Source organism: Mesorhizobium sp. WSM4306 (genome assembly GCF_007003975.1).
Lineage (GTDB): Bacteria > Pseudomonadota > Alphaproteobacteria > Rhizobiales > Rhizobiaceae > Mesorhizobium.
The window spans coordinates 22,620-48,979 of the sequence record NZ_VFTC01000007.1 but is presented as its reverse complement, the minus strand read 5'-3'; the positions used below and the strand labels follow the sequence as shown (position 1 = coordinate 48,979).

The 26,360-nt window shown below is 64.1% G+C and carries 20 protein-coding genes; 16 read left to right on the top strand and 4 right to left on the bottom strand.

Annotated elements, in window-relative coordinates:
- Window positions 1–3 precede the first annotated feature (3 nt).
- The 14 genes from FJV77_RS10935 (at window position 4) to FJV77_RS10870 (ending at window position 17,307) form a co-directional block, all read left to right on the top strand.
- Window positions 4–1,533, top strand: a complete 1,530-nt coding sequence (locus FJV77_RS10935) for an ABC transporter ATP-binding protein (RefSeq protein WP_142866822.1) — start codon at window positions 4–6, stop codon at window positions 1,531–1,533.
- Entirely contained in the window at window positions 1,533–2,201 is a 669-nt protein-coding gene (locus tag FJV77_RS10930; protein ID WP_142866821.1) for an isochorismatase family cysteine hydrolase, read from the top strand. The genes FJV77_RS10935 and FJV77_RS10930 overlap by 1 nt, the downstream gene beginning before the upstream one ends.
- On the top strand, window positions 2,194–2,544 hold the full coding sequence (locus tag FJV77_RS10925; protein WP_142866820.1) for a cupin domain-containing protein: 351 nt from the start codon (window positions 2,194–2,196) through the stop codon (window positions 2,542–2,544). The genes FJV77_RS10930 and FJV77_RS10925 overlap by 8 nt, the downstream gene beginning before the upstream one ends.
- Window positions 2,541–4,343 (top strand): allophanate hydrolase, encoded by a 1,803-nt coding sequence (atzF, locus tag FJV77_RS10920; RefSeq protein WP_142866819.1) that lies wholly within the window; start codon window positions 2,541–2,543, stop codon window positions 4,341–4,343. Before FJV77_RS10925 ends, atzF begins: the two co-directional genes overlap by 4 nt.
- A gap of 267 nt (window positions 4,344–4,610) precedes the next feature.
- Entirely contained in the window at window positions 4,611–5,213 is a 603-nt protein-coding gene (locus tag FJV77_RS10915) for an ANTAR domain-containing response regulator (RefSeq protein WP_142866818.1), read from the top strand.
- Between the two features lie 2 nt (window positions 5,214–5,215).
- Window positions 5,216–6,454: a CmpA/NrtA family ABC transporter substrate-binding protein gene (locus tag FJV77_RS10910; protein WP_185970280.1), complete on the top strand. Its 1,239-nt coding sequence runs from the start codon at window positions 5,216–5,218 to the stop codon at window positions 6,452–6,454.
- Between the two features lie 346 nt (window positions 6,455–6,800).
- On the top strand, window positions 6,801–8,129 hold the full coding sequence (locus FJV77_RS10905; protein ID WP_185970273.1) for a CmpA/NrtA family ABC transporter substrate-binding protein: 1,329 nt from the start codon (window positions 6,801–6,803) through the stop codon (window positions 8,127–8,129).
- A gap of 37 nt (window positions 8,130–8,166) precedes the next feature.
- Window positions 8,167–9,057, top strand: a complete 891-nt coding sequence (ntrB, locus tag FJV77_RS10900; RefSeq protein ID WP_142866816.1) for a nitrate ABC transporter permease — start codon at window positions 8,167–8,169, stop codon at window positions 9,055–9,057.
- A gap of 10 nt (window positions 9,058–9,067) precedes the next feature.
- Entirely contained in the window at window positions 9,068–9,865 is a 798-nt protein-coding gene (locus FJV77_RS10895; RefSeq protein ID WP_142866815.1) for an ABC transporter ATP-binding protein, read from the top strand.
- Between the two features lie 254 nt (window positions 9,866–10,119).
- Window positions 10,120–10,458, top strand: a complete 339-nt coding sequence (locus tag FJV77_RS32875; RefSeq protein ID WP_246691217.1) for a hypothetical protein — start codon at window positions 10,120–10,122, stop codon at window positions 10,456–10,458.
- A 56-nt stretch (window positions 10,459–10,514) separates the two neighbouring features.
- Window positions 10,515–11,816 carry a nitrate/nitrite transporter gene (locus tag FJV77_RS10885; RefSeq protein WP_142866814.1) on the top strand — a complete coding sequence of 434 codons (1,302 nt, stop codon included), beginning with the start codon at window positions 10,515–10,517 and terminating at the stop codon, window positions 11,814–11,816.
- A gap of 20 nt (window positions 11,817–11,836) precedes the next feature.
- A complete protein-coding gene (nirB, locus tag FJV77_RS10880; protein WP_142866813.1) occupies window positions 11,837–14,287 on the top strand; it encodes a nitrite reductase large subunit NirB in 2,451 nt (816 codons plus the stop codon).
- Window positions 14,288–14,292: 5 nt separating this feature from the next.
- Window positions 14,293–14,622 carry a nitrite reductase small subunit NirD gene (gene nirD, locus FJV77_RS10875; RefSeq protein WP_142866812.1) on the top strand — a complete coding sequence of 110 codons (330 nt, stop codon included), beginning with the start codon at window positions 14,293–14,295 and terminating at the stop codon, window positions 14,620–14,622.
- A 3-nt stretch (window positions 14,623–14,625) separates the two neighbouring features.
- The gene (locus tag FJV77_RS10870) at window positions 14,626–17,307 is read left to right on the top strand and encodes a nitrate reductase (RefSeq protein ID WP_142866811.1); all 2,682 of its coding nucleotides are present in this window, start codon (window positions 14,626–14,628) and stop codon (window positions 17,305–17,307) included.
- A gap of 231 nt (window positions 17,308–17,538) precedes the next feature.
- Here the strand turns inward: FJV77_RS10870 and FJV77_RS10865 are convergent, their stop codons facing one another.
- The 4 genes from FJV77_RS10865 to FJV77_RS10850 form a co-directional block, all read right to left on the bottom strand.
- A complete protein-coding gene (locus FJV77_RS10865; RefSeq protein WP_142866810.1) occupies window positions 17,539–20,742 on the bottom strand; it encodes a multidrug efflux RND transporter permease subunit in 3,204 nt (1,067 codons plus the stop codon).
- Window positions 20,739–21,845 (bottom strand): efflux RND transporter periplasmic adaptor subunit, encoded by a 1,107-nt coding sequence (locus tag FJV77_RS10860; RefSeq protein ID WP_185970279.1) that lies wholly within the window; start codon window positions 21,843–21,845, stop codon window positions 20,739–20,741. The genes FJV77_RS10865 and FJV77_RS10860 overlap by 4 nt, the downstream gene beginning before the upstream one ends.
- A gap of 526 nt (window positions 21,846–22,371) precedes the next feature.
- On the bottom strand, window positions 22,372–23,352 hold the full coding sequence (ftsZ, locus tag FJV77_RS10855) for a cell division protein FtsZ (RefSeq protein ID WP_142866808.1): 981 nt from the start codon (window positions 23,350–23,352) through the stop codon (window positions 22,372–22,374).
- Between the two features lie 243 nt (window positions 23,353–23,595).
- The gene (locus FJV77_RS10850) at window positions 23,596–24,465 is read right to left on the bottom strand and encodes a LysR family transcriptional regulator (RefSeq protein ID WP_142866807.1); all 870 of its coding nucleotides are present in this window, start codon (window positions 24,463–24,465) and stop codon (window positions 23,596–23,598) included.
- A 233-nt stretch (window positions 24,466–24,698) separates the two neighbouring features.
- On the opposite strand from FJV77_RS10850, the gene FJV77_RS10845 reads away from it, so the two are divergent.
- Both FJV77_RS10845 and FJV77_RS10840 read left to right on the top strand, forming a co-directional pair.
- Complete coding sequence (locus FJV77_RS10845; protein WP_142866806.1) at window positions 24,699–24,854, top strand: DUF1127 domain-containing protein; 156 nt, start codon at window positions 24,699–24,701, stop codon at window positions 24,852–24,854.
- Between the two features lie 423 nt (window positions 24,855–25,277).
- Window positions 25,278–26,357 carry a DUF930 domain-containing protein gene (locus FJV77_RS10840; RefSeq protein ID WP_142866805.1) on the top strand — a complete coding sequence of 360 codons (1,080 nt, stop codon included), beginning with the start codon at window positions 25,278–25,280 and terminating at the stop codon, window positions 26,355–26,357.
- Window positions 26,358–26,360: the final 3 nt, after the last annotated feature.

Sequence of the window (26,360 nt, the reverse complement as noted above, 5' to 3'; positions counted from 1 at the left end):
AGGATGAGCGCGATCACCGGCAAGGCCGTCGGCGTCGAGACCATCGGCATGACCATGCGTTTCGGCGCCTTCACGGCGCTGGGCGACGTCTCGATCAAGGTGCCGGCCGGATCGTTCCACGCACTGCTCGGCGAAAACGGCGCCGGCAAGTCGACGCTGGTCAAATGCATGATGGGTTTCTATCACCCGACCGCCGGCGACATTCTGGTCGACGGCCGAGAGGTGGCGATCGCCAGCCCCAGGGACGCCTCGGCGCTCGGCCTCGGCATGGTCTACCAGCATTTTACGCTTGTCCCGTCGCTGACCGGCGCCGAAAACCTGGTCATTTCGCGTGAGAAGGTTCCCGGCGTGATCGACTGGCGCAAGGAGCGCGGCGACCTTGCCGTTTTCATGGATCGCATGCCGTTCAAGCTGCCGCTCGACGTCAAGGTGGCCGAGCTCGCTGCCGGCGAGAAGCAGAAGCTCGAGATCATCAAGCAGCTCTATCTCGGCCGCTCCTTCCTGGTGCTGGACGAGCCGACCTCGGTGCTCACCCCCGGCGAGGCGCAGGAGGTCCTTGGCCTGGTGCGCGACATGACAAAAGCCGGCGACCTGACCGTGCTGATGATCTCGCACAAGTTCCACGAGGTGACGGCGTTCGCCGACGACGTCAGCGTGCTGCGCAAGGGCAGGCTGACCGGTACCGGCCGCGTCGTCGACCTCGACCGCAAAGCCATGGCGGCAATGATGATCGGCGACCAGCCGATCGCCGCGCTCGACAGCCGCGCCGAGCCGAAGCCGGACGCCGAGATCGTGCTCAAGGTCAAGGCGCTGAAGGCGCCGGACCGCACCGGGCTGAAGTCGATCCGGATCGATGATCTCGGCGTGCGCTCCGGCGAGATCGTCGGCATCGCCGGCATTTCCGGCAACGGCCAGAAGGAATTCCTCGAAGTGCTGGCCGGGCAGCGCCCCCGCGATGCCGGCGAAGTCATGGTGCGCGGTACCGCCTATGCGGCGACGCGCGCCGAGGCGCGTGCGCTCAACGTCCGCCTCATCCCGGAAGAGCCGCTGAAAAATGCCTGCGCGCCGAAGATGACGGTGGCTGAGAACATTTCTTTCCGCACCTTCGACATCGACAGCAACGGCAAACCGGTGAGCTGGATCAGCGCCGGCGCCATCAGGGCATTCAGCGCCAGGCTGGTCGAGCAGTTCAAGGTCAAGACCGCCTCGCTTGCCTCGCCCATCGCTTCGCTGTCGGGCGGCAATGTGCAGCGTGCCGTGCTCGCGAGGGAACTGACCGGCGAAGTCGATCTGCTGATCGTCTCCAACCCGTGCTTCGGCCTCGACTTCTCGGCGGTGGCCGAAATCCGCGCCCGCATCATGAAGGCGCGCAATGCGGGTGCCGCCGTGCTCCTGATGTCGGAAGACCTCGACGAACTGCTCGAACTGTCCGACCGCATCTTCGTCATGTCGGACGGCGCACTGGTCTACGAGACTCCGATTGCGCAGGCCAGCGTGCAGACCATCGGCGAACACATGGCGGGACATCACTGATGGCGGAAATCGATGCGCTGCCGTTTTCCTTCACCTTCAAGCCGCAGACCATAGCGCTGATGGTCATCGACATGCAGCGAGACTTCGCCGAGCCCGGCGGCTTCGGCGCCAGTCTCGGCAACGATGTCGGTCGCGTGACCGCGATCGTGCCGACAGTGAAGCGGCTGATGGAAGGCTTTCGCGCCGCCGGCCTGCCGGTGATCCACACCATGGAGTGCCATAGGCCCGACCTTTCGGACCTGCCGCCGGCCAAGCGCGACCGCGGCAATCCGTCGATCCGCATCGGCGATATGGGCCCGATGGGACGTCTACTGATCGCGGGCGAACCCGGCACCGCGATCCTCGACGAGCTTGCGCCCTTGCCCGGCGAGATCGTCATCAAGAAGCCCGGGAAGGGCGCCTTCTATGCGACCAGCCTCGGCAACGAACTCAAGTGGATCGGCGCCCGCCAACTCGTCTTTGCCGGCGTGACGACCGAAGTTTGCGTGCAGACGACGATGCGCGAGGCCAACGACCGTGGCTATGAATGCCTGGTCGCCGAAGACGCGACGGAAAGCTACTTTCCCGAATTCAAGGCAGCGGCCTTGGCCATGATCAGGGCGCAAGGCGCCATCGTCGGCTGGACGGCAACGACAGACCAGGTGCTGGAGGGAATCGCGAATGCCTAATCTCGCGTTTGCCGGCCTGCTCGACTGCGGCTGGCGCGATCTGGCGTTCGAGCCCTTCCGCGACGGCATCGGGGTGCACTGGCTGCTCAAGGGCGGACCGGTCGAGCCGTCGGTCGCGATCCTCAAATACCGGCCTGGCGCCGGCGTGCCGCGCCACCGCCATGTCGGGCTGGAGACCATCGTCGTGCTGGAAGGCACCCAGAGCGATGAGAACGGTGACTATCCGGCCAGCAGCGTGATCCTCAACCCGGTCGGGACCGAGCATTCGGTTTGGACGAAGGACGGCTGCGTCGTGCTGATCCAGTGGGACCTGCCGGTGATCATTCTGGGGGAAACGAAATGAGTGATGTCCACTTCGACATAGCGAGCCTGCACGCGGCCTATCGGGACGGCGTCAGCGTTGGCGATGTGATCGCGACGATCCATGCCCGCATAGAGACGGCTGACGATCCGGGCATCTTCATCCATCTCGCCGCGAGGGCGGATCTGCTTGCGGCGGCCGAAGCGCTCGGCCCGTTCGACCCGCTGGGAAAACCGCTGTGGGGCATCCCTTTCGCCGTCAAGGACAACATCGACGTCGCCGGCATGCCGACGACGGCCGCTTGCGCCGAATATGCCTATACACCTGACAAGGATGCCACTGTCGTGGCGCGGCTGAGGGCAGCCGGCGCGCTGGTCGTCGGCAAGACCAATCTCGACCAGTTCGCCACCGGCCTTGTCGGCGTCCGCACGCCCTGGCCGATCCCGCGCAACGCCATCGACGCGGAGCTGGTGCCGGGCGGCTCCTCCTCGGGGTCGGCGGTGGCGACGGCGCGCGGCATCGTCTCCTTCGCGCTCGGCACCGACACGGCCGGCTCCGGCCGCATCCCGGCCGGCCTCAACAACATCGTCGGGCTGAAGCCGACCGTCGGCGCGCTGTCGACGGCCGGCGTCGTGCCGGCCTGCCGCACGCTCGACTGCGTCTCGGTGTTCGCGCTGACCGTCGACGACGCCTATCGGGTGTTCTCTGTCGCAGCCGCGCGCGATGCGGCCGATGCCTATTCGCGCGACATCGCCGTCCAGCCGCTCGCCGCCCGCCCGCCGGTGCTGAACGTCGGCATCCCGGCAAAAGCCGACCTGAAATTCTTCGGCGATGCGGCGATGCAGGATGGCTTCGAGGCCTCGCTTGCCATGCTGTCGCGGCTCGGCTGCCGGCTGGTCGAAATCCCGTTCGGCGATTTCTACGCCACCGCCAACCTCCTCTATGAGGGCGCCTGGGTGGCCGAACGTTATGCGGCGATCCGCGATTTCATGGAAGCCAACGAAGCCGCCATGCATCCGGTGACGCGCAAGATCATTGGCGGCGCCAGAAGTCTGTCGGCGGCGGACGCCTTTCGCGGCCTCTATGCCTTGCAGGCCTACAAGACGAAGCTCGCCCCGGTCATCGCCTCGGTCGACCTGTTCTGCGTGCCGACCGCGCCGACGCATTACACCACTGCCGGCGTGCTCGCCGATCCGGTCGAGACCAACAGCCGGCTCGGCACCTACACCAATTTCGTCAACCTGCTCGATATGTGCGGCATTGCCGTACCGACCGCCACGCGCGATGACGGCCTGCCGATGAGCGTGACGCTGCTTGCGGCCGCAGGACTGGACGGCCTTGTGGCGTCCGTCGCGCGCGATCTCCATGCCGCGAGCGGCCTCACCCTCGGCGCGACTGGCTGGCGGCAGCCGAGCGCGCAGGCTGCCGGCGCATCGGCCGAAGACGGCACGATCGAATTGGTGGTGGTCGGCGCTCACCTCTCGGGAATGCCGCTCAATGGCCAGCTCAGGGAGGCTGGTGCCCGGTTCTGCCGGGCGATGAGGACGGCCTCTTCATACAAGCTTTATGAGCTCGCGGGCCAAGCCACGCCCAAGCCGGGGCTGGTCCGTGTCGGCAACGGCGGCACTGCGATCGAGGTGGAGGTCTGGCGGCTCCCTGCCGACGCTTTCGGCCACTTTGTGGCCGCCATCCCGCCGCCGCTGGGCATTGGCAGTATAGAGCTTGACGACGGCAGCACCGCCAAAGGCTTTCTGGTGGAATCCGTGGGCTTGCTAGGCGCTTCTGACATCTCGTCATTCGGCGGCTGGCGCCGCTTTTTGTCAGATCGCGTTCCCGTTTGAACTTCGTCAACACACTTTGCGAAGGCAAGAGGGGCCGGGGGCCCCGACCGAGGTAGGTTGAACTTCTGATTATCTTCGTTGCGAAGCCGGAAAGCATCTGGCCCGCAATTTTCTCTGCCATTTTTGAAAAGTTCAAACTTGTCGGTGCCCTTCCTCAGATAAATCGGATCGATCGTATAGCGGCAAGCTCGACGCACCAGGGGATCCGCCTTTGACCGGTCGATGATCCCGCATTGCACAATCCCATCGCTTCGAGATATTGAAGCCATGGTCCGTTCCCCACTCGCCGTCCTGGTGATCGACGAAAATCGCATCCGTGCCTCGATCATCGAGGCAGGCTTGCGTGAGGCCGGGCATGAGCGGGTCACTATCATTCATGACGTGATCGGCATCGCACGTCGCATCGCCGAGATCGAGCCGGACGTCATCGTCATCGATCTCGAAAATCCGAATCGCGACATGCTGGAAAGCATGTTCCAGCTGTCGCGCGCGGTGAGGCGGCCGATCGCCATGTTCGTCGACCGCTCCGACAAGGCCTCGATCGAGGCAGCGGTCGACGCCGGCGTGTCGGCCTATGTCGTCGACGGTCTCAGGCAGGAGCGCGTCAAGCCGATCCTCGACATGGCAGTCAGCCGCTTCAACGCCTTCTCGCGCATGGCGCGCGAACTGGAAGAGGTTCGCGGTGAGCTCGAGAACCGCAAGGTGATCGACCGCGCCAAGGGCATATTGATGAAGTCGCGCGGCCTGAGCGAAGAGGCCGCTTACACGCTGCTGCGCAAGACGGCGATGAACCAGAACCGCAAGATCAGCGACATCGCCCAGAGCCTGGTGACTGCCGCCGGGCTGCTGGGGCCGATGGGGGACGAATGAGCATGACTGCTGTGCACCAGATCACCGCCGGGTTCATGCCGCTTTTCGACAGCGCCGTGTTGGTCGCTGCCCGCGAGTTGGGTTTTGCCGCCCGCGAAGGGGTTGAACTCAAGCTGCAGCGCGAGACATCCTGGGCCAACATCCGCGACCGCATCGCCATTGGCCATTTCGACGTTGCCCATATGCTTGGGCCAATGCCGCTCGCCTGCAGTCTTGGCCTGACGCCGCTCGCATCCGACACCGTCGTGCCGTTCTCATTGGGCCTGGGCGGAAACTGCGTCACCGTCTCCAACGCCGTCTGGGGCGGCATGGCAGCACATGGCGCCGAGGCGGATCTCGACCCGGCGCGAGCCGGGGCAGCACTTGGCGCATTTATCCGCGATCGGGCGGCAACGGGCCGAGAGCTGCTGCGTTTCGCCGTCGTCCACCCGCACTCCGGCCACAATTACGAACTGCGCTACTGGCTTGCTGCCTGCGGTATCGATCCAGAGCGCGAGATCGAGATCGTCATCGTGCCGCCGCCCTTCATGGCCGACGCGCTGGCCGCCGGGCGCATCGACGGCTACTGCGTCGGCGAACCCTGGAACAGCGCCGCAGTGGCTGCCGGCACCGGCCATATAGTCACCGTCAAGCCGCTGCTGTGGAAGAACAGCCCGGAGAAGGTGATCGGTGCCCGCAAGGCCTGGGCCGAGGAAAATCCGCAGGCGCTGGCGGCGCTTCTGAGAGCGCTGCATCATTCCGCCCGATGGTGTCAGGACGCGGGAAACCGGAGCGATCTGGCCGCGTTGATGGCGGAACCCCGCTTCCTCGGCCAGCCGCCCGCGATCCAGATGCCTGTCCTCACCGGACATCTCCACCTTGGCGGCGGCGCGGAGCGGACGGTCGAGGATTTCTTCGTGCCTTTCGACAAGGCGGCGAACTTTCCCTGGAAGAGCCATGCACTGTGGTTCTACACGCAGATGGTGCGCTGGGGCGACATCGCGCACACGCCGCGAAACCTCGCCATCGCCAGGGATTGCTATCGCCCCGACCTTTACCGCGCGGCGCTGAAGCCGCTCGGCGTGGCGCTGCCCGGCGCCAACGCCAAGGTCGAGGGCGCGCTGAAGGCGGCGACCCCTGTCGGTTCAGCGGGTGCCAGCCTTGTGCTCGGCCCGGACGGCTTCTTCGACGGCCAGATCTTCGATCCCGATAAGATCGACGCCTACATTGCGAGCCAGAAATCGGGCCTGCTCCGGACCTGATCATTTTCACGCCATTCTTGTGCATTGCACAAAAATTGTGCGTGCGATTGCTCTAATGAACAATCTGTGGCCTCCCAGCCCTATGAGCAGGCATGATGGGAATCGCCCTGGATTGCTGATTTTATTGACGTTTTGTCGCTTGTTCAGAACTGGCACGGTTCCTGCTTTGAAATAATCAGGCCCTCGCGGGCAACGGAACAGGCGTCCAATGGCGGGCGCCACAGGCAAAGCTGCCGCTCAGGTCACGACGCGATCCCGGATGTACGGACGCGCGAGGCCTGGTCGGCAGCTTTTTTGTTTTGGCCAGCAATCGACGGCGCAGGTCGCGTCCAACCGGGAGAAGACGATGAAGAAAATGGTGAAGAAATGGATCGGAACCGGCACATCGCTCACGGATGTGACGCGTCGAGATTTTCTCGTCAGCAGTGCGATGACGGCCGGTCTGGTCGTGGCAGCCCGCAAGCTCTTCCCGTCCGGCGCCTATGCCGCCACCACTACGCCGGAAGTCACCGGCGCCAAGCTCGGCTTCATCGCGCTGACCGATGCGGCACCGCTGATGATCGCCAAGGAGAAGGGGCTGTTCGCCAAATACGGCATGCCCGATGTCGAGGTGCTGAAGCAGGCCTCCTGGGGCGCGACGCGTGACAATCTGATGCTCGGCGGTGAAGCCAACGGCATCGACGGCGCCCACATCCTGACGCCGCTGCCTTACCTGATGCACACCGGCAAGGTGACGCAGAACAACCAGCCGATGCCCATGGCGATCGTGGCGCGGCTCAATTACGACTGCCAGGGCATTTCGGTGGCGCAGGAATACGCCGCCACCGGCGTCGGCCTCGATGCTTCGAAGCTGAAGGACGCCTTCGCCGCCAAGAAGGCAGCCGGCAAGGAGGTCAAGGCCGCCATGACTTTCCCCGGCGGCACCCATGATCTCTGGCTGCGCTACTGGCTGGCCGCCGGCGGCATCGATCCCGACAAGGATGTTTCGACCATCGTCGTGCCGCCGCCGCAGATGGTCGCCAACATGAAGGTCGGCAATATGGACGTGTTCTGCGTCGGCGAGCCGTGGAACGAACAGCTCGTCCATCAGGGTGTCGGTTTCACTGCCGCCACCACCGGCGAACTGTGGAAGGGCCATCCCGAAAAGGCGCTCGGCCTGCGCGCCGAATTCATCGACAAGCACCCGAACGCCACCAAGGCGATCCTGATGGCCGTCATGGAAGCGCAGCAATGGTGCGAGGCCATGGAGAACAAGGACGAGATGGCCGCCATCATCGGCAAGCGGCAATGGATGAATGTGCCTGTCGCCGACATCATCGGCCGCCTCAAGGGCGACATCAACTACGGCAACGGCCGTGTCGCCACCGGCACCGATCTCTACATGAAGTTCTGGAACGGCGGCGTCTCCTATCCCTTCAAGAGCCACGACAGCTGGTTCCTCGCCGAGAACATCCGCTGGGGAAAATTCGCTGCGACGACCGACATCAAGGCGCTGGTCGATCAGGTCAACCGCGAGGATATTTGGCGCGAGGCGGCGAAGGATCTCGGCGTTGCGGCGGCCGATATTCCGGCGTCTCCATCACGCGGCGTCGAGACCTTCTTCGACGGCAAGATTTTCGATCCGGCCAACCCGTCGGCCTATCTCGACAGCCTGAAGATCAAGGCATCCGCCTAATCGTCGGCGCCAGTGCCCCAAGGAGTTTTTCCCAGAGATGTCGATTCAGACTATCGAGGACACAACGGTGAAGGCGTTCCCCGCGAAGCCGGCGGAGGTCATCGCCTTCACCGCCAAGGCGCGGCGCCGCATTGATCCGATCGTGATCGCCGGCAAACTGGCCCGTGCGCTGGTGCCGCCAGCGATCGTCATCGCCCTGATGTTGGTCGTCTGGCAGATCGCCTGCTCGTCGCCCACCGCCAGCCTGCCGCCGCCGAGCCAGGTCTGGAACGAGGCCTATGACCTGATCGCCCATCCGTTCTTCAACAACGGTCCGCAAGATATCGGGCTGGCGTGGCGGGTGCTGATCTCGCTGCAGCGCGTCGCCATCGGCTTTGGCCTGGCGGCGGTCGTCGGCGTCGCGCTTGGAGCATTGGTCGGCCAGTCGATCTGGGCGATGCGCGGTCTCGATCCGGTGTTCCAGATCCTGCGTACCGTGCCGCCGCTCGCCTGGCTGCCGCTGTCACTGGCCGCGTTCCGCGATTCCAGCCCGTCGGCGATCTTCGTCATCTTCATCACCTCGATCTGGCCGATCATCATCAACACCGCCGTCGGCGTGCGCAACATTCCCGAGGACTACCGCAACGTCTCGCGCATCCTGCGGCTCAACCAGCTCGAATTCTTCGTCAAGATCATGGTGCCGGCTGCTGCACCTTACATCTTCACCGGCTTGAGGATCGGCATCGGCCTGTCCTGGCTCGCCATCGTCGCCGCCGAAATGCTGACCGGCGGCGTCGGCATCGGCTTCTTCATCTGGGATGCCTGGAACTCGTCGCGGCTGCCCGACATCATCGTCGCGCTCGCCTATATCGGCGTCACCGGCTTCTGCCTCGACCGTCTGGTCGCGGCAGTCGGCGCCTTCGTCACCCGCGGCACACCGGCAAAGTGAGGAGAGGGCGATGAAAGCCTATCTGAAGCTCGACCATATCGACAAATCCTTTGCCCGTGGCGGCCAGGTCAGCGAGGTGCTGAAGGACATCAGGCTGACCATCGACAAAGGCGAGTTCGTCTCGATCATCGGTCATTCCGGCTGCGGCAAGTCGACCTTGCTCAACCTGATCGCCGGACTGACCAAGGTTTCCGCCGGCGCCGTGCTGCTCGAAGACAAGGAAGTCGACAGCCCCGGACCCGAACGCGCCGTGGTGTTCCAGAACCACAGCCTGTTGCCGTGGCTCACCGTGTACGAAAACATCAACCTGGCGGTATCGAAAGTCCTCGGACGTTCGAAGAACAGGGCCGAAAGGCATGACTGGATCATGCGCAATCTCGATCTCGTCCAGATGGCGCATGCCAGGGACAAGCGGCCGGCGGAAATATCGGGTGGCATGAAGCAACGCGTCGGCATTGCCCGGGCGCTGGCCATGGAGCCGAAGATTCTGCTGCTCGACGAGCCCTTCGGCGCGCTCGACGCACTGACGCGCGCCCATCTGCAGGACGCCGTGATGGACATCCATTCCAGATTGGGGTCGACGACCATCATGATCACCCATGATGTCGATGAGGCGGTGCTGCTCTCCGACCGCATCGTCATGATGACCAACGGTCCGGCCGCGACCATCGGCGAAGTGCTTCACGTGCCGCTGGCCCGGCCGCGCCGGCGCATCGAACTCTCTTCGGACCGCACCTTTCTGCGCTGCCGCGAGGCGGTGCTGAAGTTCCTCTACGAACGCCACCGCTTCGTCGAAACCGCGGCGTAGGACCATGACTGAAAACTCGTCATCACCATCAATGGGCAACCTGCATCGACGACGGGCGATCTTCCGCATTGCACAAATTTTATGCTGCTCTGCAAGTCATTCTGACTAGTCTTTGACCCGCTGCCAGGCTTGGTCAAAGCAGACCGGCAGCGGCTTCACGTTGATTTCATTTGATAATCTGGAGCTTTGTCGAATTGGCACGCTTCCTGCTTATCAAAATATAGGTCCGCAAGGGCCACGAGATACGGCGTCCAATGACGGGCGCCACAGGCAAAGCTGCCGCTCAGGTCAACACGCGCTCCCGGATGGACGGACGCGAGAGGCCTGGCCGGCGGCTTTTTTGTTTTCACGCAATCGACGGCATCGATCCCAAGCGGTGCCAAGCGGAGACGACGATGACAATACGGATCGGGACGGCCACGACCCTCAAGGATTTCACCCGCCGCGATTTTCTTGCCAGCAGCGCGTTGACCGCGGCGCTGTTCACCGCCGCGCTCCTTCTCTTTCCCGTCGGCGCCAAGACTGACGGCAACGGTCCCGAAGTGACCGTGCAGAGCTCGGTTTCAACCAGCTCACCGATGCCGCGCCGCTGACAATCGCGAACGAACAGACAAGGCGGCGCCTCCCACGCCGCAAACCGGAGCCCAAGATGACCGCAAATCTCCCAGCCGCGCCCAGCCAGGACAGTGCTCCCCGGCAGGCGCTTGTGATGTCCACGATCGCCTTCACCGTCTGCTTCGCGGTGTGGACGATCTTTTCAATCATCGGCGTGCGCATAAAGCAGGAGCTTGGGCTGAACGAGACCGAGTTCGGCCTGCTCGTCGGCACGCCCATCCTCACCGGCTCGCTCGTGCGCATGGTGCTCGGCGTCTGGACCGACCGCTTCGGCGGACGGCTGGTCTATACCGCCACCATGCTTGCGGCCGCGGTCGCGACCTTCCTGCTGGCTTTTGCGCACACCTACGGGCAGATGCTGGTCGCCGCGCTCGGCGTCGGGCTTGCCGGTGGTTCCTTCGCCGTCGGCGTCGCCTATGTCTCGCGCTTCTTCCCCGCCGGCAAGCAGGGAACGGCGCTCGGCATTTTCGGTGTCGGCAATGTCGGCGCCGCGGTCACCAAGTTCCTGGCGCCGTTCGTGCTTCTCTCCTGGGGCTGGCAGTCGGTGGCGCTGATCTGGGCGGCGGCACTCGTCGTCATGGCCGCCATCTTCTGGTTCACCACCGGTGACGATCCGGTCATCCGCGAGCGCCGCGCAGGCAAGGCAGCACCCGCTAGGAGCTTCTGGCAGGAATTCGCGCCGCTCAAGAACCTGCAGGTCTGGCGCTTCGCCTTCTACTATTTCTTCGCCTTCGGTGCGTTCGTGGCGCTGTCGCTGTGGCTGCCGCGCTATCTGATCGGCGTCTACGGCTTCGGGCTTGCGACCGCCGGCATGATCGGCGCGGCCTATTCAATTCCCGCGAGCATATTCCGCGCCTATGGCGGCGTGCTGTCCGACCGGATCGGCGCCCGCACCGTGCTCTACTGGACCTTCGCGGTCAGTGCCGTCGCGACTTTCGTTCTGTCTCTCCCCTCGGCAGACTATGTCGTGCGCGGCATTAGCGGGCCGATCGCCTTCCATTTCGAGATCGGCCCGCTCGCCTTCATCGCCGTCGCCTGCGTCCTCGGCTTTTTCATGAGCCTCGGCAAGGCCGCCGTCTACAAGCACATCCCGGCCTACTATCCGCAGAGTGTCGGCGCGGTCGGCGGCGTTGTCGGCATGATCGGCGGGCTCGGCGGCTTCATCCTGCCGATCGCCTTCGGCGCCCTCAACGACTTCACCGGCGTGTGGTCGAGCTGCTTCATGCTGCTCTTCGTCATCGTCGTCACAGGCTTTGCCTGGATGCATGTGTCCGTCCGGCGGATGGAGCGCGCGGCATCTGCCGAAGCTTCAAGCCTTTCCTACGCGGCTGAGTGAGACCGGAGCGGATCAACAATATGACCGAGAAACTCGTCATCATCGGCAACGGCATGGCCCCCGGGCGCATGCTGGAGCATCTGCTGGAAAAGGCACCGGACCGCTACCAGGTCACCATCTTCAACGCCGAGCCGCGCGTGAACTATGACCGCATCATGCTGTCGCCGGTTCTGTCGGGCGAAAAGGCCTATGAGGAGATCATCATCCATGGTGACGGCTGGTACATCAAGCACGGCATCACCCTCTACAAGGGCCACAAGATTGTCGCCATCGACCGGCAGGCAAAGACCGTCACCTCCGATCATGGCGTGACCGAGCCTTACGACAAGCTGGTCATCGCCACCGGCTCGGTGCCGTTCATCATCCCCGTGCCGGGCCACAATCTGCCCGGCGTGCTGACCTATCGCGATCTGGACGACGTCCGCGCCATGATGCTTGCCGCCCAGTCGCGGGCGAAGGCCGTGGTCATCGGCGGCGGCCTGCTCGGGCTGGAGGCCGCGGCCGGCCTCAACGCGCAGGGCATGGACGTCACCGTGCTGCATGTCATGCCGACGCTGATGGAGCGCCAGCTCGATCCCGCCGCCGGCTATCTCCTGCAGCGCGCGGTCGAAGAGCGTGGCATCAAGGTCATCACCAAGGCCAACACGCAAGCGATCACAGGCAACGGCAAGGTCGAACAGGTCGAGCTCGCCGACGGCACCATCATCCCGGCAACGCTGGTGGTGATGGCTGTCGGCATCCGGCCGAATGCGGCGATCGCCAAGGAGGCGGGCATTGCCATCAACCGCGGCATCGTCGTCGATGCCGGCATGCGCAGCAACGACCCCGACATCTACGCCATCGGCGAATGCGCCGAGGTCAACGGCATGGTCTACGGGCTGGTGGCTCCGCTCTATGAGATGGCGCGCGTCGCCGCCTCCCAGCTTGCCGGCGACGGGGCGGCTGCCTTCGTCCATTCGGACACGCCGACCAAGCTCAAGGTCACCGGCATCGAGTTGTTCTCGCTCGGTGACTTCGCCGATGGTGACGACCGCCAGGAGATCGTGCTGCGTGATGCTTCGGCCGGCGTCTACAAGCGGCTGGTGCTGAAGGACGACCGCATCATCGGCACCGTGCTCTATGGCGAGACCGCCGACGGCGCGTGGTTCAACGACCTCAAGAAGAAGCAGACCGACATTTCGGAGATGCGCGACACGCTTATCTTCGGCCAGTCATACCAGGGGGGCGCCCCCCTGGACCCTATGGCGGCCGTTGCAGCCTTGCCGGATGATGCGGAAATCTGCGGCTGCAACGGCGTTTGTAAAAGCAAGATCACCACAGCGATTACGGCCAAGGGCCTGACCTCGCTCGACGATGTGCGTGCCCACACCAAGGCGTCCGCCTCTTGCGGCTCCTGCACCGGCCTGGTCGAGAAGCTGATGGTGCTGACCATCGGCGACACTTACAACCCAGCAGCCGTGCAGCCCATGTGCTCCTGCACCACGCTTGGCCATGACGAGGTGCGCAGGCTGATCAAGGCAAAGCACCTCAAGACCATTCCGGCCGTCATGCAGGAGCTGGAGTGGCAGACCTCCTGCGGCTGCGCCAAATGCCGGCCGGCGCTCAATTACTACCTCGTCTGCGACTGGCCGGATGACTACGCCGACGACTATCAGTCGCGTTTCATCAACGAGCGCGTTCACGCCAACATCCAGAAGGACGGCACCTATTCGGTGGTGCCGCGCATGTGGGGCGGCGTGACAAACGCCGCGGAACTCCGCGCCATCGCCGACGTCGTCGACAAGTTCGAGATACCGATGGTCAAGGTCACCGGCGGCCAGCGCATCGATATGCTCGGTATCCGCAAGGAAGACCTGCCGGCGGTGTGGGCCGATCTCGGCCAGGCCGGCTTCGTTTCAGGTCATGCCTACGCCAAGGGCCTGCGCACAGTGAAGACGTGCGTCGGTTCGGACTGGTGCCGTTTCGGCACGCAGGATTCGACGGGCCTCGGCATCCGCATCGAAAAGTTCATGTGGGGCTCGTGGACGCCGGCCAAGGTCAAGATGGCGGTATCGGGCTGTCCCCGGAATTGCGCCGAGGCAACCTGCAAGGATGTTGGCGTGATCTGCGTCGATAGTGGCTATGAGATCCATTTCGCCGGTGCCGCCGGCCTCGACATCAAGGGCACCGAGGTGCTCGGCCTTGTGAAGACAGAAGACGAAGCGCTCGAACATATCGTGGCGCTGACGCAGATGTATCGCGAGCAGGGCCGCTATCTCGAACGCATCTACAAATGGGCCAAGCGAATCGGCATCCCGGAGATCAAGCGCCAGATCATGGACGACGGCGACAAGCGCAAGGCCTACTACGACCGCTTCATCTTCAGCCAGAAATTCGCCCAGGTCGACCCGTGGTCGGAGCGCGTCTCCGGCAAGGACAAGCACGAGTTCAGGCCGATGGCTTCGGTCGGGTTTGCGCAGGCGGCGGAGTGATGGAGATGAACTGGATATCGATTGGCTCGCTCTCGGACATTCCGCGCCGTGGGGCGCGCTGCGTCGCCACGCCGGAAGGCAAGGTTGCCGTGTTCCGCACCCAGGACGATCAGGTCTATGCAATCGACGACCACTGCCCGCACAGAGGCGGACCGCTGAGCCAAGGCATTGTCCATGGCACGGCGGTGACCTGTCCCTTGCACAATTGGGTGATTTCGCTCGAAACCGGCAAGGCGCTCGGCGCCGACGAAGGCGCGGTGCGCACCATCCCGGTGAAAATCGACGGCGAGCGTCTGTTCATCGCGCTGGAAGCGCTGGCCAGCCGCGCGGCCTGAAACATGGAAATCGACGCAGCGCGCGAGGTGAGGACCACCTGCCCCTATTGCGGGGTGGGTTGCGGCGTGCTGGCGAAGGTCGCCGCGGACGGGCAAGTGTCGGTCCGCGGCGATCCCGACCATCCTGCCAATTTCGGCCGGCTTTGCTCCAAGGGCTCGGCCCTGGCCGAAACCATCGACCTCGACGGCAGGCTGCTCCACCCCGAAATCGACGGGCGCCGCGCCGGCTGGGACGAAGCGCTCGACCGCGTCGCCGCGACCTTTTCGCGGACCATCGCCGAGCACGGTCCGGACTCGGTCGCCTTCTATGTTTCCGGACAATTGCTGACCGAAGATTACTATGTCGCCAACAAGCTGATGAAAGGGTTTGTCGGTTCGGCCAACATTGACACTAATTCCCGCCTCTGCATGGCCTCGTCGGTGGCCGGCCACCGACGCGCCTTCGGCTCCGACACCGTGCCAGGCACCTATGAGGATCTCGAGCTCGCCGACTTGATCGTGCTGGTCGGCTCCAACCTCGCCTGGTGCCATCCCGTTCTCTACCAGCGCATCGCAGCAGTGCGGGAAAAGCGGCCCGACATGAAGGTCGTGCTGGTCGACCCGCGGCGTACCATGACCGCTGACATCGCCGACATGCATCTGGCGATCGCGCCGGATGGCGACGTTGCTTTGTTCACGGGGCTGCTCGCTTATCTCGGCCAGCACAACGCGGTCGACCGCGGCTACATCTCTGCGCACACCGCGGGTTTCGGCCAGGCCCTTTTTGCCGCCTCGAAACTCGACCTTGCCGGTGTCGCAGCCGCAACCGACCTCAGCGAGGATGAGATCGTCCGTTTCTACAGCCTGTTCACCGCAACCGCGAGGACCGTCACCGTCTACAGCCAGGGCGTCAATCAGTCTTCGTCGGGCACCGACAAGGTCAATGCCATCATCAACTGCCATCTCGCCACTGGCCGGATCGGCAAACCCGGGGCAGGGCCGTTTTCGGTGACCGGCCAGCCCAACGCCATGGGCGGTCGTGAAGTCGGCGGCTTGGCCAACATGCTCGCCGCTCACATGGAGATCGAGAACCCCGAGCATCGTGAGCGCGTGCAGCGTTTCTGGAATTCGCCTGACATCGCCGAAAAGCCCGGCCTGAAGGCGGTCGATATGTTCAAGGCGGTGGCTGACGGCCGCATCAAGGCGCTGTGGATCATGGCCACCAACCCGGTCGATTCGATGCCGGATGCCGATGCCGTCGAAGCCGCGATCAAAGCCTGCCCGTTCGTCGTGGTGTCGGACGTGCTGGCAAAGACGGACACGATCCGCCACGCCCATGTCCGGCTGCCGGCGACAGCTTGGGGCGAGAAGGACGGCACCGTCACCAATTCAGAGCGCCGGATCTCGCGCCAGCGCTCCTTTCTGCCAGCACCCGGCGAGGCGCGACCCGACTGGTGGATTGTCGCCGAGGTTGGCAAGCGGATCGGTTTTGGCGAAGCATTTTCCTATTCGTCGCTGGCGAAAATCTTCGCCGAACACGCCGCGCTGTCGGGCTTCGAGAATAACGGCGAGCGCGATTTCGATATCGGTGCCTATTCAGGTGTCGATGAAGAAGACTATCACGCGCTGGCGCCTTTCCAGTGGCCAGCGTCGAGCTCCCAGAAGACCGCACCTGGTCCGTCCATCACCCGTTTCTTCGCCGACGGCAATTTCTACACAGCCGACCGCAAGGCGCGGTTCGTCGCCATTCGGGCCGCCACGGAAAGCCGCACCAATCCGGACTATCCGCTCATCCTCAACACCGGCCGGGTCCGCGACCACTGGCACACCATGACGCGGACCGGCAAAAGCCCGCGTCTGTCCCAGCACATCGCGGAGCCCTTCGTCGAGATTCACCCGGCGGATGCGCAGCGCTACGGCATCGGCGACGCCGACATCGTGCGTATCTCCAGCCCGCGCGGCGAGGTGCTCGTGCGCGCAATGATCACGTCCCGCCAGCGCCGTGGCAGTCTGTTTGCACCGATGCATTGGACCGACCAGTTCGCCGCCAAGGGCCGGCTCGACTCGTTGACCGCGTCGCTCACCGACCCTGTTTCCGGTCAGCCCGCCTTGAAACACGTCGCGGTTCGGCTTGAGAAATTCACCGCAAAAGCTTTTGGCTTCGCCGTGACGCGGCGACGTCCCGAGATGATCGACGCCGACTACTGGGCAGCAGCCCGCTGCAGGGGTGGCTGGCGCATCGAACTCGCTTTCGCCGAGGCGGAGATAAACTGGACAGGCTTTGCCCAGTCCCTGTTCGGCGCGCCGCCGGAAACCGAAATGCTCGCCTATCACGACCGCGACGCGGGCCAGCACCGTATCGCCGCCTTCGATGACAAGCACCTCGCCGGGGCCCTGTTCGTTGCGCCCGGCCCGGTCGCGGTATCACGCGGCTGGGCAGCGCAACAGCTTGAGGAGGTGCACGCCAGCCAGCGCGAACGCTTCCGCATCGTCGCCGGCCGCGCTGGAGCCGAACGGCCAGATGCCGGTGCGATCGTCTGTTCCTGTTTCGGCGTCGGGGCCAACCAGATCGTGGCGGCAGTGACGGCCGGCTGCGCGACCGTCGATGCCATCGGCGGCGCCCTGAAGGCCGGCACCAATTGCGGCTCCTGTCGGGCCGAGATCAGGGCGATCATCCAGGTCAATCGGTTTCAGGCCGCGGAGTAGATGCGGCCGGCTCTTGGATGTGGCGCTCTTCCAGATCGCCTATCCGAGCCGACACGGCAGAGACGCCACCGCTCGCGTCGCCTATGGACAGCCCGCAACGGGGCAGCGACATTGGCGGCTCACAGCAGGCAGACCAGGGCAGGCGAGCAAGGTCTCCGCCGCACCCCGACGCCGAGGTCGCACAGATCGTAGCCGTTGCCGCGCCGCGCCCGACGCAGCGAATTCGTAACCCTATTCGGCGGCCGTCTCCGATGGCGCCTCTGCCAGACCGGAAGGCTCGGCCTCGGCACGCGGCTTGCGCCGTGAAAACAGCGATCTGAGCGTGACATAGAACACCGGCGTCAGGAACAGGCCGACGAAGGTGACGCCGAGCATGCCGGAGAACACCGCAGTGCCGAGCGACTGGCGCATTTCTGCGCCCGGGCCCGTTGCGATCATCAGCGGCACGACGCCGAGGATGAACGCGAAGGCGGTCATCAGGATCGGTCGCAGCCTGAGCCGGCAGGCTTCGACGGCAGCCTCGGCGACCGACAGGCCGCGTTCCTGCGCCTGCCGCGCGAATTCAACGATCAGGATGGCGTTCTTGGCGGCAAGTCCGATCAGCACGATGAGGCCGATCTGCACGAGGATGTTGTTGTCCAGCCCTCGGAACGACACGCCGAGCAACGCCGCGAGCACGCCCAGCGGCACCACCAGCACAATGGCGAATGGCAGCACCCAGCTTTCATATTGCGCCGCCAGTGCCAGGAACACGAACAGCACCGACAGTGCGAAGATATAGACAGCGGCATTGCCGGTGTTGCGCTCCTGATAGGCGAGCTCGGTCCATTCATAGGAGGTACCGGCCGGCAGCGTCTTTGCCGTGATCCTTTCCATCAATGCCAGCGCGTCGCCCGTGGAAACGCCGGGCGCGGCGTTGCCCTGCAGCGGCACCGAGACGTACATGTTGTAGCGCTGGACCAGTGCCGGGCCGGTGACGTCGCGGATCTCGATCAACGTGCCGAGCGGAACCAGCGCGCCGGTCGCCGAGCGCACCTTCAGTTTCAAGATGTCGGCCCGATCGAGCCGGAACGTCTGATCGGCCTGCGCCCGCACCTGGTAGACGCGCCCGAAGGCGTTGAAGTCGTTGACGTAGGCGGTGCCCAAATTGATCGACAGCGTCTCGAAGATGTTGGGGATCGGCACGTTCAGGATGCGCGCCTTGTCGCGATCGATCGCCAGGAAGAATTGCGGGCTCGACGCGGAGAAGGTGGTGAACACGCCCGTCAGCCCCGGCGTCTTGTTGGCCTTGCCGGCGATTTCGTAGGCAAGCGCCAGGATCTGCCGCATGTCGGCGCTGTTGCGCTCCTGGATCTGCAGCTTGAAGCCGCCGGCATTGCCGACACCGCGGATCGGCGGCGGCGGCAGTGCGATAATGAAGGCTTCCTTGATGCTTTGCAGGCTGCCGAACAGATTGCCGATGACCTGGGTCGCCGACTGGCCTTCTTTCAGTCGCTCGTCAAACGGCTTGAATCTGGCGAAGATCACGCCCGCGTTGCTGGCGTTGGTGAAGGTCGCGCCGGAGAAGCCGGCGAAGGCGACCGCGTAGTCGACGCCTGGCGTTTTCTGGATGATCTGCGACGCCTGCTGGATGACCGCATCGGTCCTCGACAGCGAGGCGCCGTCCGGCAACTGGACGACGACGATCGCATAGCCCTGGTCGAGCGACGGAATGAAACCGCGCGGCACCGTCTGCACCATGTAGACCGTGGCGTAGATGAGGGCCGCGAAAACGGCCAGCATGGCGGCGATCGCTATTCGTGAGCCGACCAGCACGCGGACGATGCTCGAATACCAATGGGCGAGCCTGTCGAAGCCGCGATTGAAGCCGTCGGCGAGCGCCTGTCCGAACCGCGCCAGGAAAAAGCGCGGCGGCGCCGCAGCAGTGTGGTGCGGCTTGAACAGCAGTGCGGCCAGCGCGGGCGAAAGCGTCAGCGAATTGAAAGCCGAGATCGCTGTCGACACCGCGATGGTGATCGCAAACTGCAGGTAGAACTGCCCGGAAATGCCGGGGATGAAGGCTGTCGGTACGAATACGGCTATCAGCACCAGCGAGATCGCGATGACGGCCGTTCCGACTTCGTCCATGGTCAGGTGCGACGCCGGATTGGGCGCCAGCCCTCTGGCGATATTGCGCTCGACGTTTTCGACCACGACGATCGCATCGTCGACGACGATGCCGATCGCCAGAACGAGGCCGAACAGCGTCAGCATGTTGAGCGAGAAGCCGGCGGCGTAAAGCACTGCCAGCGTGCCGATCAGCGACACGGGGATCGCCACGATCGGCACGATCGCCATGCGCCACGATTGCAGGAAGACGATGATGACGATGATGACCAGCACCATCGCCTCGAGGATCGTCTTGTAGACCTCCTGGATCGACTCGGCGACGAACTCAGTCGGATTGTAGACGATGTCGTAGCTCAACCCCTTCGGGAAGTCGCGGGAAAGCTCCTTCATCTTGTCCTGGATCTCCGCGGCCGCGGCGAGCGCGTTGGTGCCCGGCCGCTGGAAGATGGCGAGCGCCACCGCCGGTTTGCCGTTGAGATAGGAGTTGGTGACGTAATCCTTGGCGCCGAGCTCGATGCGCGCCACGTCCTGCAGCTGGATCAGGCGGCCGTCCTCGGTCGATTTGACGATCACGTATCGGAAGTCGCGCGCGTCTTTGAAGCGGCCCTGCGTGGTGACCGTGTACTGGAACGCCGCGCCGGTGTTGGTCGGCGGCGCGCCGATCGAGCCGCCCGACACCTGGACGTTCTGGTCGCGCAGCGCCTGCACCACATCGCCAGAGGTCATCCCCAGGGCAGACAGTTTTTCCGGATCGAGCCAGATGCGCAGCGAATATTCGCGTTCGCCGAAGATGATGAGGTCGCCGACGCCGTCCAACCTGAGCAGTATGTCGCGCACCCGCGAGCGGGCGTAGTTCGAAACGTAGAGCTGGTCGTAGGTATTGTCGGGCGACAGCATGTGCACGACCATCATCAGGTCGGGCGAGCTCTTGGTAGTGGTGATGCCGAGGCGGCGGACTTCTTCGGGCAGGCGCGGCTCGGCGACCGATACGCGGTTCTGCACCAGCACCTGCGCCTGGTCGAGATCGGTGCCCAGCTTGAAGGTGATGGTCAGCGCCATCGCACCGTCGCCCGACGAATAGGACGACATGTAGAGCATGCCCTCGACGCCGTTGATCTCCTGCTCGATCGGCGTTGCCACCGTCGCTGCGACCGTCTCGGCGTCGGCGCCCGGATACTGCGCGCGAACGACGATGGTCGGCGGCGCGATCTCGGGATATTGCGCGACCGGCAGCTGGGTATAAGCAATCCCGCCGAGGATCAGCAGGACGATCGAAACGACCGATGCGAAGATCGGACGGTCGACGAAGAAATGTGCGAACCTCATTGCTGCAACCCGGCGGTCTCGACCTTGGGCGGCAACGTCACCATTTCGACCTTCACCTTGGTGCCGGGCCTGGCGTGCATGAGCCCGTTGACGATGATCGTCTCGTCGCCGGTCAGGCCCTGGCGGATCACCCGGTAGCCGTCGAGAAGCGGGCCGGTGCGCACGGGCTTCGCCGACACCATCCCGGCCTCATCCACCAGGAACACGATGCGGCGATCCTGATCGGCGCCGATCGCCTCGTCGGGCACCAGCACGCCGCTATGCGGCAGCGACCCCGGCACGTTGATGCGCCCGAACATGCCTGGCTGGAGAACGCCGTCGGCGTTGGGAAACGTTGCACGCACCCGCATGGTACCGGTCGCGTTGTCGATCCGGTTCTCGGCAAAATCGAGCTTGCCTTTGAATACCGCCTCCGCGCGGTCGGCGACGCGAACCACCACCTCGAGCCCGCCGGCGCCTTCCTGCATGCTGCCGCCGCGCTCCTTCGCGTCGCGGGCGTAGCTGAAATACAGGCGCTCATCGACGTCGAAATAGAAGTCGATCGGATCGCGCGTAACGATGGTCGTCAGCAAGGTGGAATCCGGCTGCACCAGGTTGCCGACCGACACCAGCCGGCGGTCGATGCGGCCGGACAAGGGCGCCTTGATCTCGGTGAATTCCATGTTCAGGCTGGCCGTCGTCAGCGCAGCCGTCGCGCCCTGCATCTGCGCCTGCGCCGAAAGGTATTCCCGCCGGCGGTCGTCGACCGTCGCGGTTGAGATATTGCCGGTCTTGGCGAGTTCGTCGGCGCGATCCAGCTGCATCTTGGAGAATTCGAGCAGTGACTTGGCGACGTCCACTTGCGATTTGGCGGCATCATAAGCCGCCTGGTACGGACGCTGGTCGATGGTGAAGAGCAGGTCACCCTTGTTGACCAGTGCGCCGTCCTGGAAGCTGACCTTGTCCAGATAGCCGCTGACGCGCGAACGGATGGCGACCTGGTCGACGGCTTCGAAGCGCCCGACGAACTCGTCGTCTTCGACGATTTCACGAACCACCGGCTTGGCGGCCGTCACGACGGGAAGCTGCTGGTCCTGCGCAAACGCAATGCTGCTGAAAGCCATAGCGAGCAGGAATGCCGCCGACACGGCGGCGCGGGCAAGCCAGCCGGCCGATCGACGGGGTCGCTCGCCCCCGTCGCGATGCAATTGCCCATTGTCCATTTGCGTCCCCGCTCGCTGGACCCGGAGGTCGGTTGATCCGCTTGCACGCTCAGGCTTCTCGTCGAAATCAGAGCCCTGTTGTGCATGGCAACATGATCATTTTCCATGTGGGCTGAAATGTCCACCCTGTGGCTGCCCCGCCACCTGGCTAGGCCAGTCGTGATTTAGAGGATTCAGGATTCCTTTGATGGACAGCTTATGTTCGAGATCCACCGAGGGAACCTGATCCGGGTGGCCGACAGCGACGTTGTCAGGCTCACCGCCGGAGCGAATAGCACGCCTCGTGCCCGTTCGGGTTTTCCGACCAGCGAAGCGTGGAATGAAGGACGTCATCTTGCGCGTCCGAGCAGCAGCCTTCGCCCCTGATAGGCCTCGGCGCAGCGGCTTTTGCCTCGGTAACGCCGTTGGGTCAGGAACCGGACCTTGCTTACTGTGGCATCTCAAGTCCCGGCCGCAATCCTGTCGCGACGACTGAGACCCTGAATTTTCCGGCAAGTGCCCGGTCGAATATCGCGCCGACGATGATGTCGGCGTCGGCATCGACCTCCTCGCGGATGCGGGTGGCGGCCTCATCGACTTCGAACAGCGTCATGTCCATGCCACCCGAGATCGAGACCAGGACGCCCTTGGCGCCGATCATCGAGGCTTCGTCGAGAAGCGGGTTCGCGATAGCCGCTTCGGCGGCCTTCTTGGCGCGGTCTTCACCCGTGGCTTCCCCGGTACCCATCATCGCGCGGCCCATGTCGCGCATCACCGATTTCACATCGGCGAAGTCGAGATTGATCAGCCCCTCCTTGACGATGAGGTCGGTGATGCAGCCCACGCCGGAATAAAGGACGCGATCGGCCATGGCGAAGGCGTCCGCGAAAGTCGTCTTGGCGTCGGCGATCCTGAACAGGTTCTGGTTGGGAATAACGATCACGGTATCGGCGCATTCGCGAAGCCGGTCGATGCCCTCTTCGGCCGCCTGCATGCGGCGTTTTCCTTCGAAGGTGAATGGCTTGGTGACGACCGCCACGGTCAGGATACCGGCTGTGCGCGCAGCGTGCGCTATGACGGGCGCGGCACCGGTTCCAGTTCCGCCTCCCATGCCGGCGGTCACGAAGCACATATGGGTTCCCGCAAGGTGGTCCCTGATCTCGTCGATCGATTCCTCGGCGGCCGCACGGCCGACCGCGGGCAGGGACCCGGCGCCCAGGCCTTCCGTGACATGGGATCCCAACTGGATCAGCCGCGATGCCTTCGACATGGTGAGAGCTTGGGCATCGGTGTTGGCGACGATGAATTCCGCCCCCTGCAGATTTTCCGCAATCATGTTGTTGACCGCGTTGCCGCCACCACCGCCGACGCCGACAACGGTTATCTTCGGCCGCATTTCAGAGATGACGGGCCTTGCCGCTGTGCTCATCGTCTTGTCTCCTTGGAATTGATCGACAAAAGATTCATCCCGGAACGCGCCGTTTGAACACGCCAGGAGCAAGAATCAGCTTCTACAGCCTTGGCGCAGGGAATCAGAGGGTGAACTTTGCGGCAAGACAAGATGTGGCGCACGTACCATATGCGCTTACCCGGAGTGCGATTCGACACCTTCGCGCCGGCATTCGAAGCCGCGCTGGCCGCGGTCGACTGCGCGTTGGGGACACGATGAGGCCTACCGTATAGGCGTCTCGCCGCGAAACAGCGGCTGGTGCGCCCGCATCAAGGTGGCGATTCGCTCGGCGACCTTTCGTACCGGCGGGGAGTGACGTTCATCATGATGGGTGACGACCCATTGGTCGGTTTCGAGTTCGGGCAGCGGCTGGGCGACGCGAACCAGTCGCGGATCGCTGTCACCGACGAAGCACGGGAAGATCGAAAGGCCGGCGCCGGCGGCCACCAGTTCGCGTACCGAATGGCTGTCGTTACCACGTACGGCGATGCGGTCGCCGTGATGGGCTTGCAGCCAGCGCGCCGAGGCTATGTTTGCGCCTTCACCGGTGACGCCGACGAACAAGCCGGCGGCGACGCCGTTGATCAGGTGACGTCCAGAGTAAATGGCGTGGGTGACCTTGCCGCTCTGACGGCCCGCCAGCCAACGCTCGGTCGGGCGCTCGCTGCGGATGCCGATGTCGGCGGCACGGCGACCGATGTCGACACGGTCGGTGGTGGTGACGAGTTCCAGCCTTATGCCGTCATCGACCGTCCAGAGATCGCCGATATGGGCGGATATGAAGGCTGAGGTCCATGGCCCGGCCGAGACGCGGACAATGCGGTCGGGCAGGTTTCCTTCGCGCCAGCGGGTCAGCGATCGCATTGCCGCCTCGACGTCTTCGGCGCGCCGCAGCAGGTCCTCGCCGACCGCTGTCAGCCGGTAGCCGGTCTGCTGACGAACGAAGAGCGGCTCGCCGATCTGCTTTTCGAGCGCGGTGACGCGCCGTCCAAGGGTGGCCGCGCTGAGGCGCGTGGTTGTCGTCGCCGCGCTCAAGCCACCCAGCCGCGCAACGTCCAGAAACAACCTCAGATCGTCCCAGTCGATATCCATTTTTCAGAAATGAAAAACTCCTTGCGACCTTGGCTGTAGCGCGAAGAGGCATCACGCGCAAGTATGTAGCCATTGGAAGCGTTGAACAATTCCTGCGTGGAATACAATGACAATCGCTTCAATCGGCCCAAAGCCAGCACAATCCTTTCGACGGCGAATGAGCCTAGGAGGGTACGCTTTGCGCATTCGAGTAACCCAGACGCGGAGCGTTCCGCGCACCAAGGGAGACGATCATGCTTTATGACCTTCGACGCCGTTTCGCTCGTTGGCTTGCCTATCGCCAGACGCTTGCAAGCTTGAGGCGGGTTCCGGAGCGCACGCTGGAAGATGCCGGCATTTCCCGCGAAGACATCCGCGAGCATGCCCGCCACGCCACCCTGCGTCGCTAGCACAATAGAGGCGGGTGATGGAGCTTTCGGATGGGCGCTCGGTGCCGCGCATCGGGGTCGGTACCTGGGCGGCCGGTGACGCCGGGCCCCGACATGACACGGCGACCGTCCATGGCGAAGTCGACGACGTCAGGCGCAAGCAGGGCGGGTGAAGAAGCCGCGCACCCGTTCGCCGTCCGAGGTAACGAATTCGAACTCTTCGAACGCAAAGCCGTCGCGGCGTTCCGTTCTGCGAGCGAAAGTTCAGCGGATGCTCGCCGATTTCGCACGATGTGACTGTAACAGATCGAAAAACGCGCAAGCACTTCGCTGCGTTGGCCGCAGGCGTTGATCGTTCCGTCCTCACCACCGGGCTGCGGCTAAAATGCGTCAATCCAGCAACCACGCTTGATGCCACCGCAGTTTCGCTCCACATCGTGAGGAATGAAGACGGAGACATCCGAGCGGCGTCGGACTTTCCTGTGGGCCTTGCCCGCATCGCTGATCCTGCACGCGCTCATCACTGTGCTCCTGGTCTACGGCCTGCCCATTCCTGCCGAGCAGCCGCAGGAGGAGCAGCCGGTCAATGTCGCGCTCGTGCCGCCCGATCCGCCAAAACCGAAACCTGCTCCCACGCCGCCTCCGCCGCAATCCGAGGCGAAAAAGCCGCCCGAGCAGAAGGTTGAAAAGCCTGCGCCAAGGAAGATGCCGCCGGTCGATGTCCTGAAGCCGGTTTTCCAGTTCGGAGACAAGGATACCGGCCCCAGGAAATCCCTGGATGGGAGCAGCGCTCAAGACAACGCGGCGTCGCCAGCCAAGGACGGCGAGCCAAGGCCAACTGCCGCGCCAAAGGATGCAGAGAGTAAACCCGTCTTAGCGCCCGACGCCGGAGGGCCGACGGAGCAGACCAAGATTGACGAGAAGCCGGCAGCAGACAAGCAGGAGGCCGCGGCACCTGACGCCGACAAACAGGCTGCAGCGGCAGCAACGCCGCTGGGTGCCCCTGGCGACGACGGTGAGATCGAGCTCCCCGCTTCGGCCCAGGCGCCGAAGGCCAGGCCTGAAAACGCGCCGAAGCCCAGCCCCGCAAAGGTCGCAAAACTTGAAAGCGGAGGGGCCGAGAGGCCAGGCTCCACGGACGCTGCCGCTGCCCGGGCTTACGCAGGCCTTCCGGGTGTCCGCAAGCTTTATTCACAAGGTGCTACTGGCGATGCGCTCGCGACCACCGCGATGTCCGGCGTGCCTCGCGATCAAAGGGGCGCGAAACTTTGCGCCAGCGCATTGGACCAGCATCTGTTGGGCGCCTCCTATTTTCCGGAATTGATACCAAGTCTTCCGCTGAAGGCCGGCAATGTTGTCGACGCCCCGGATGTCGCGTTCCGCACTGCGACCACATGGTACCATCTGAGTTACCGGTGCGAGGTCGACACCGCTGTGACACGGGTCCTGTCCTTCGACTTCCGTGTCGGACCTCCTGCCTCGCCTGGGGATAGCGCTCTTCTTGAATCGTCTGTTCACAGATAGTGC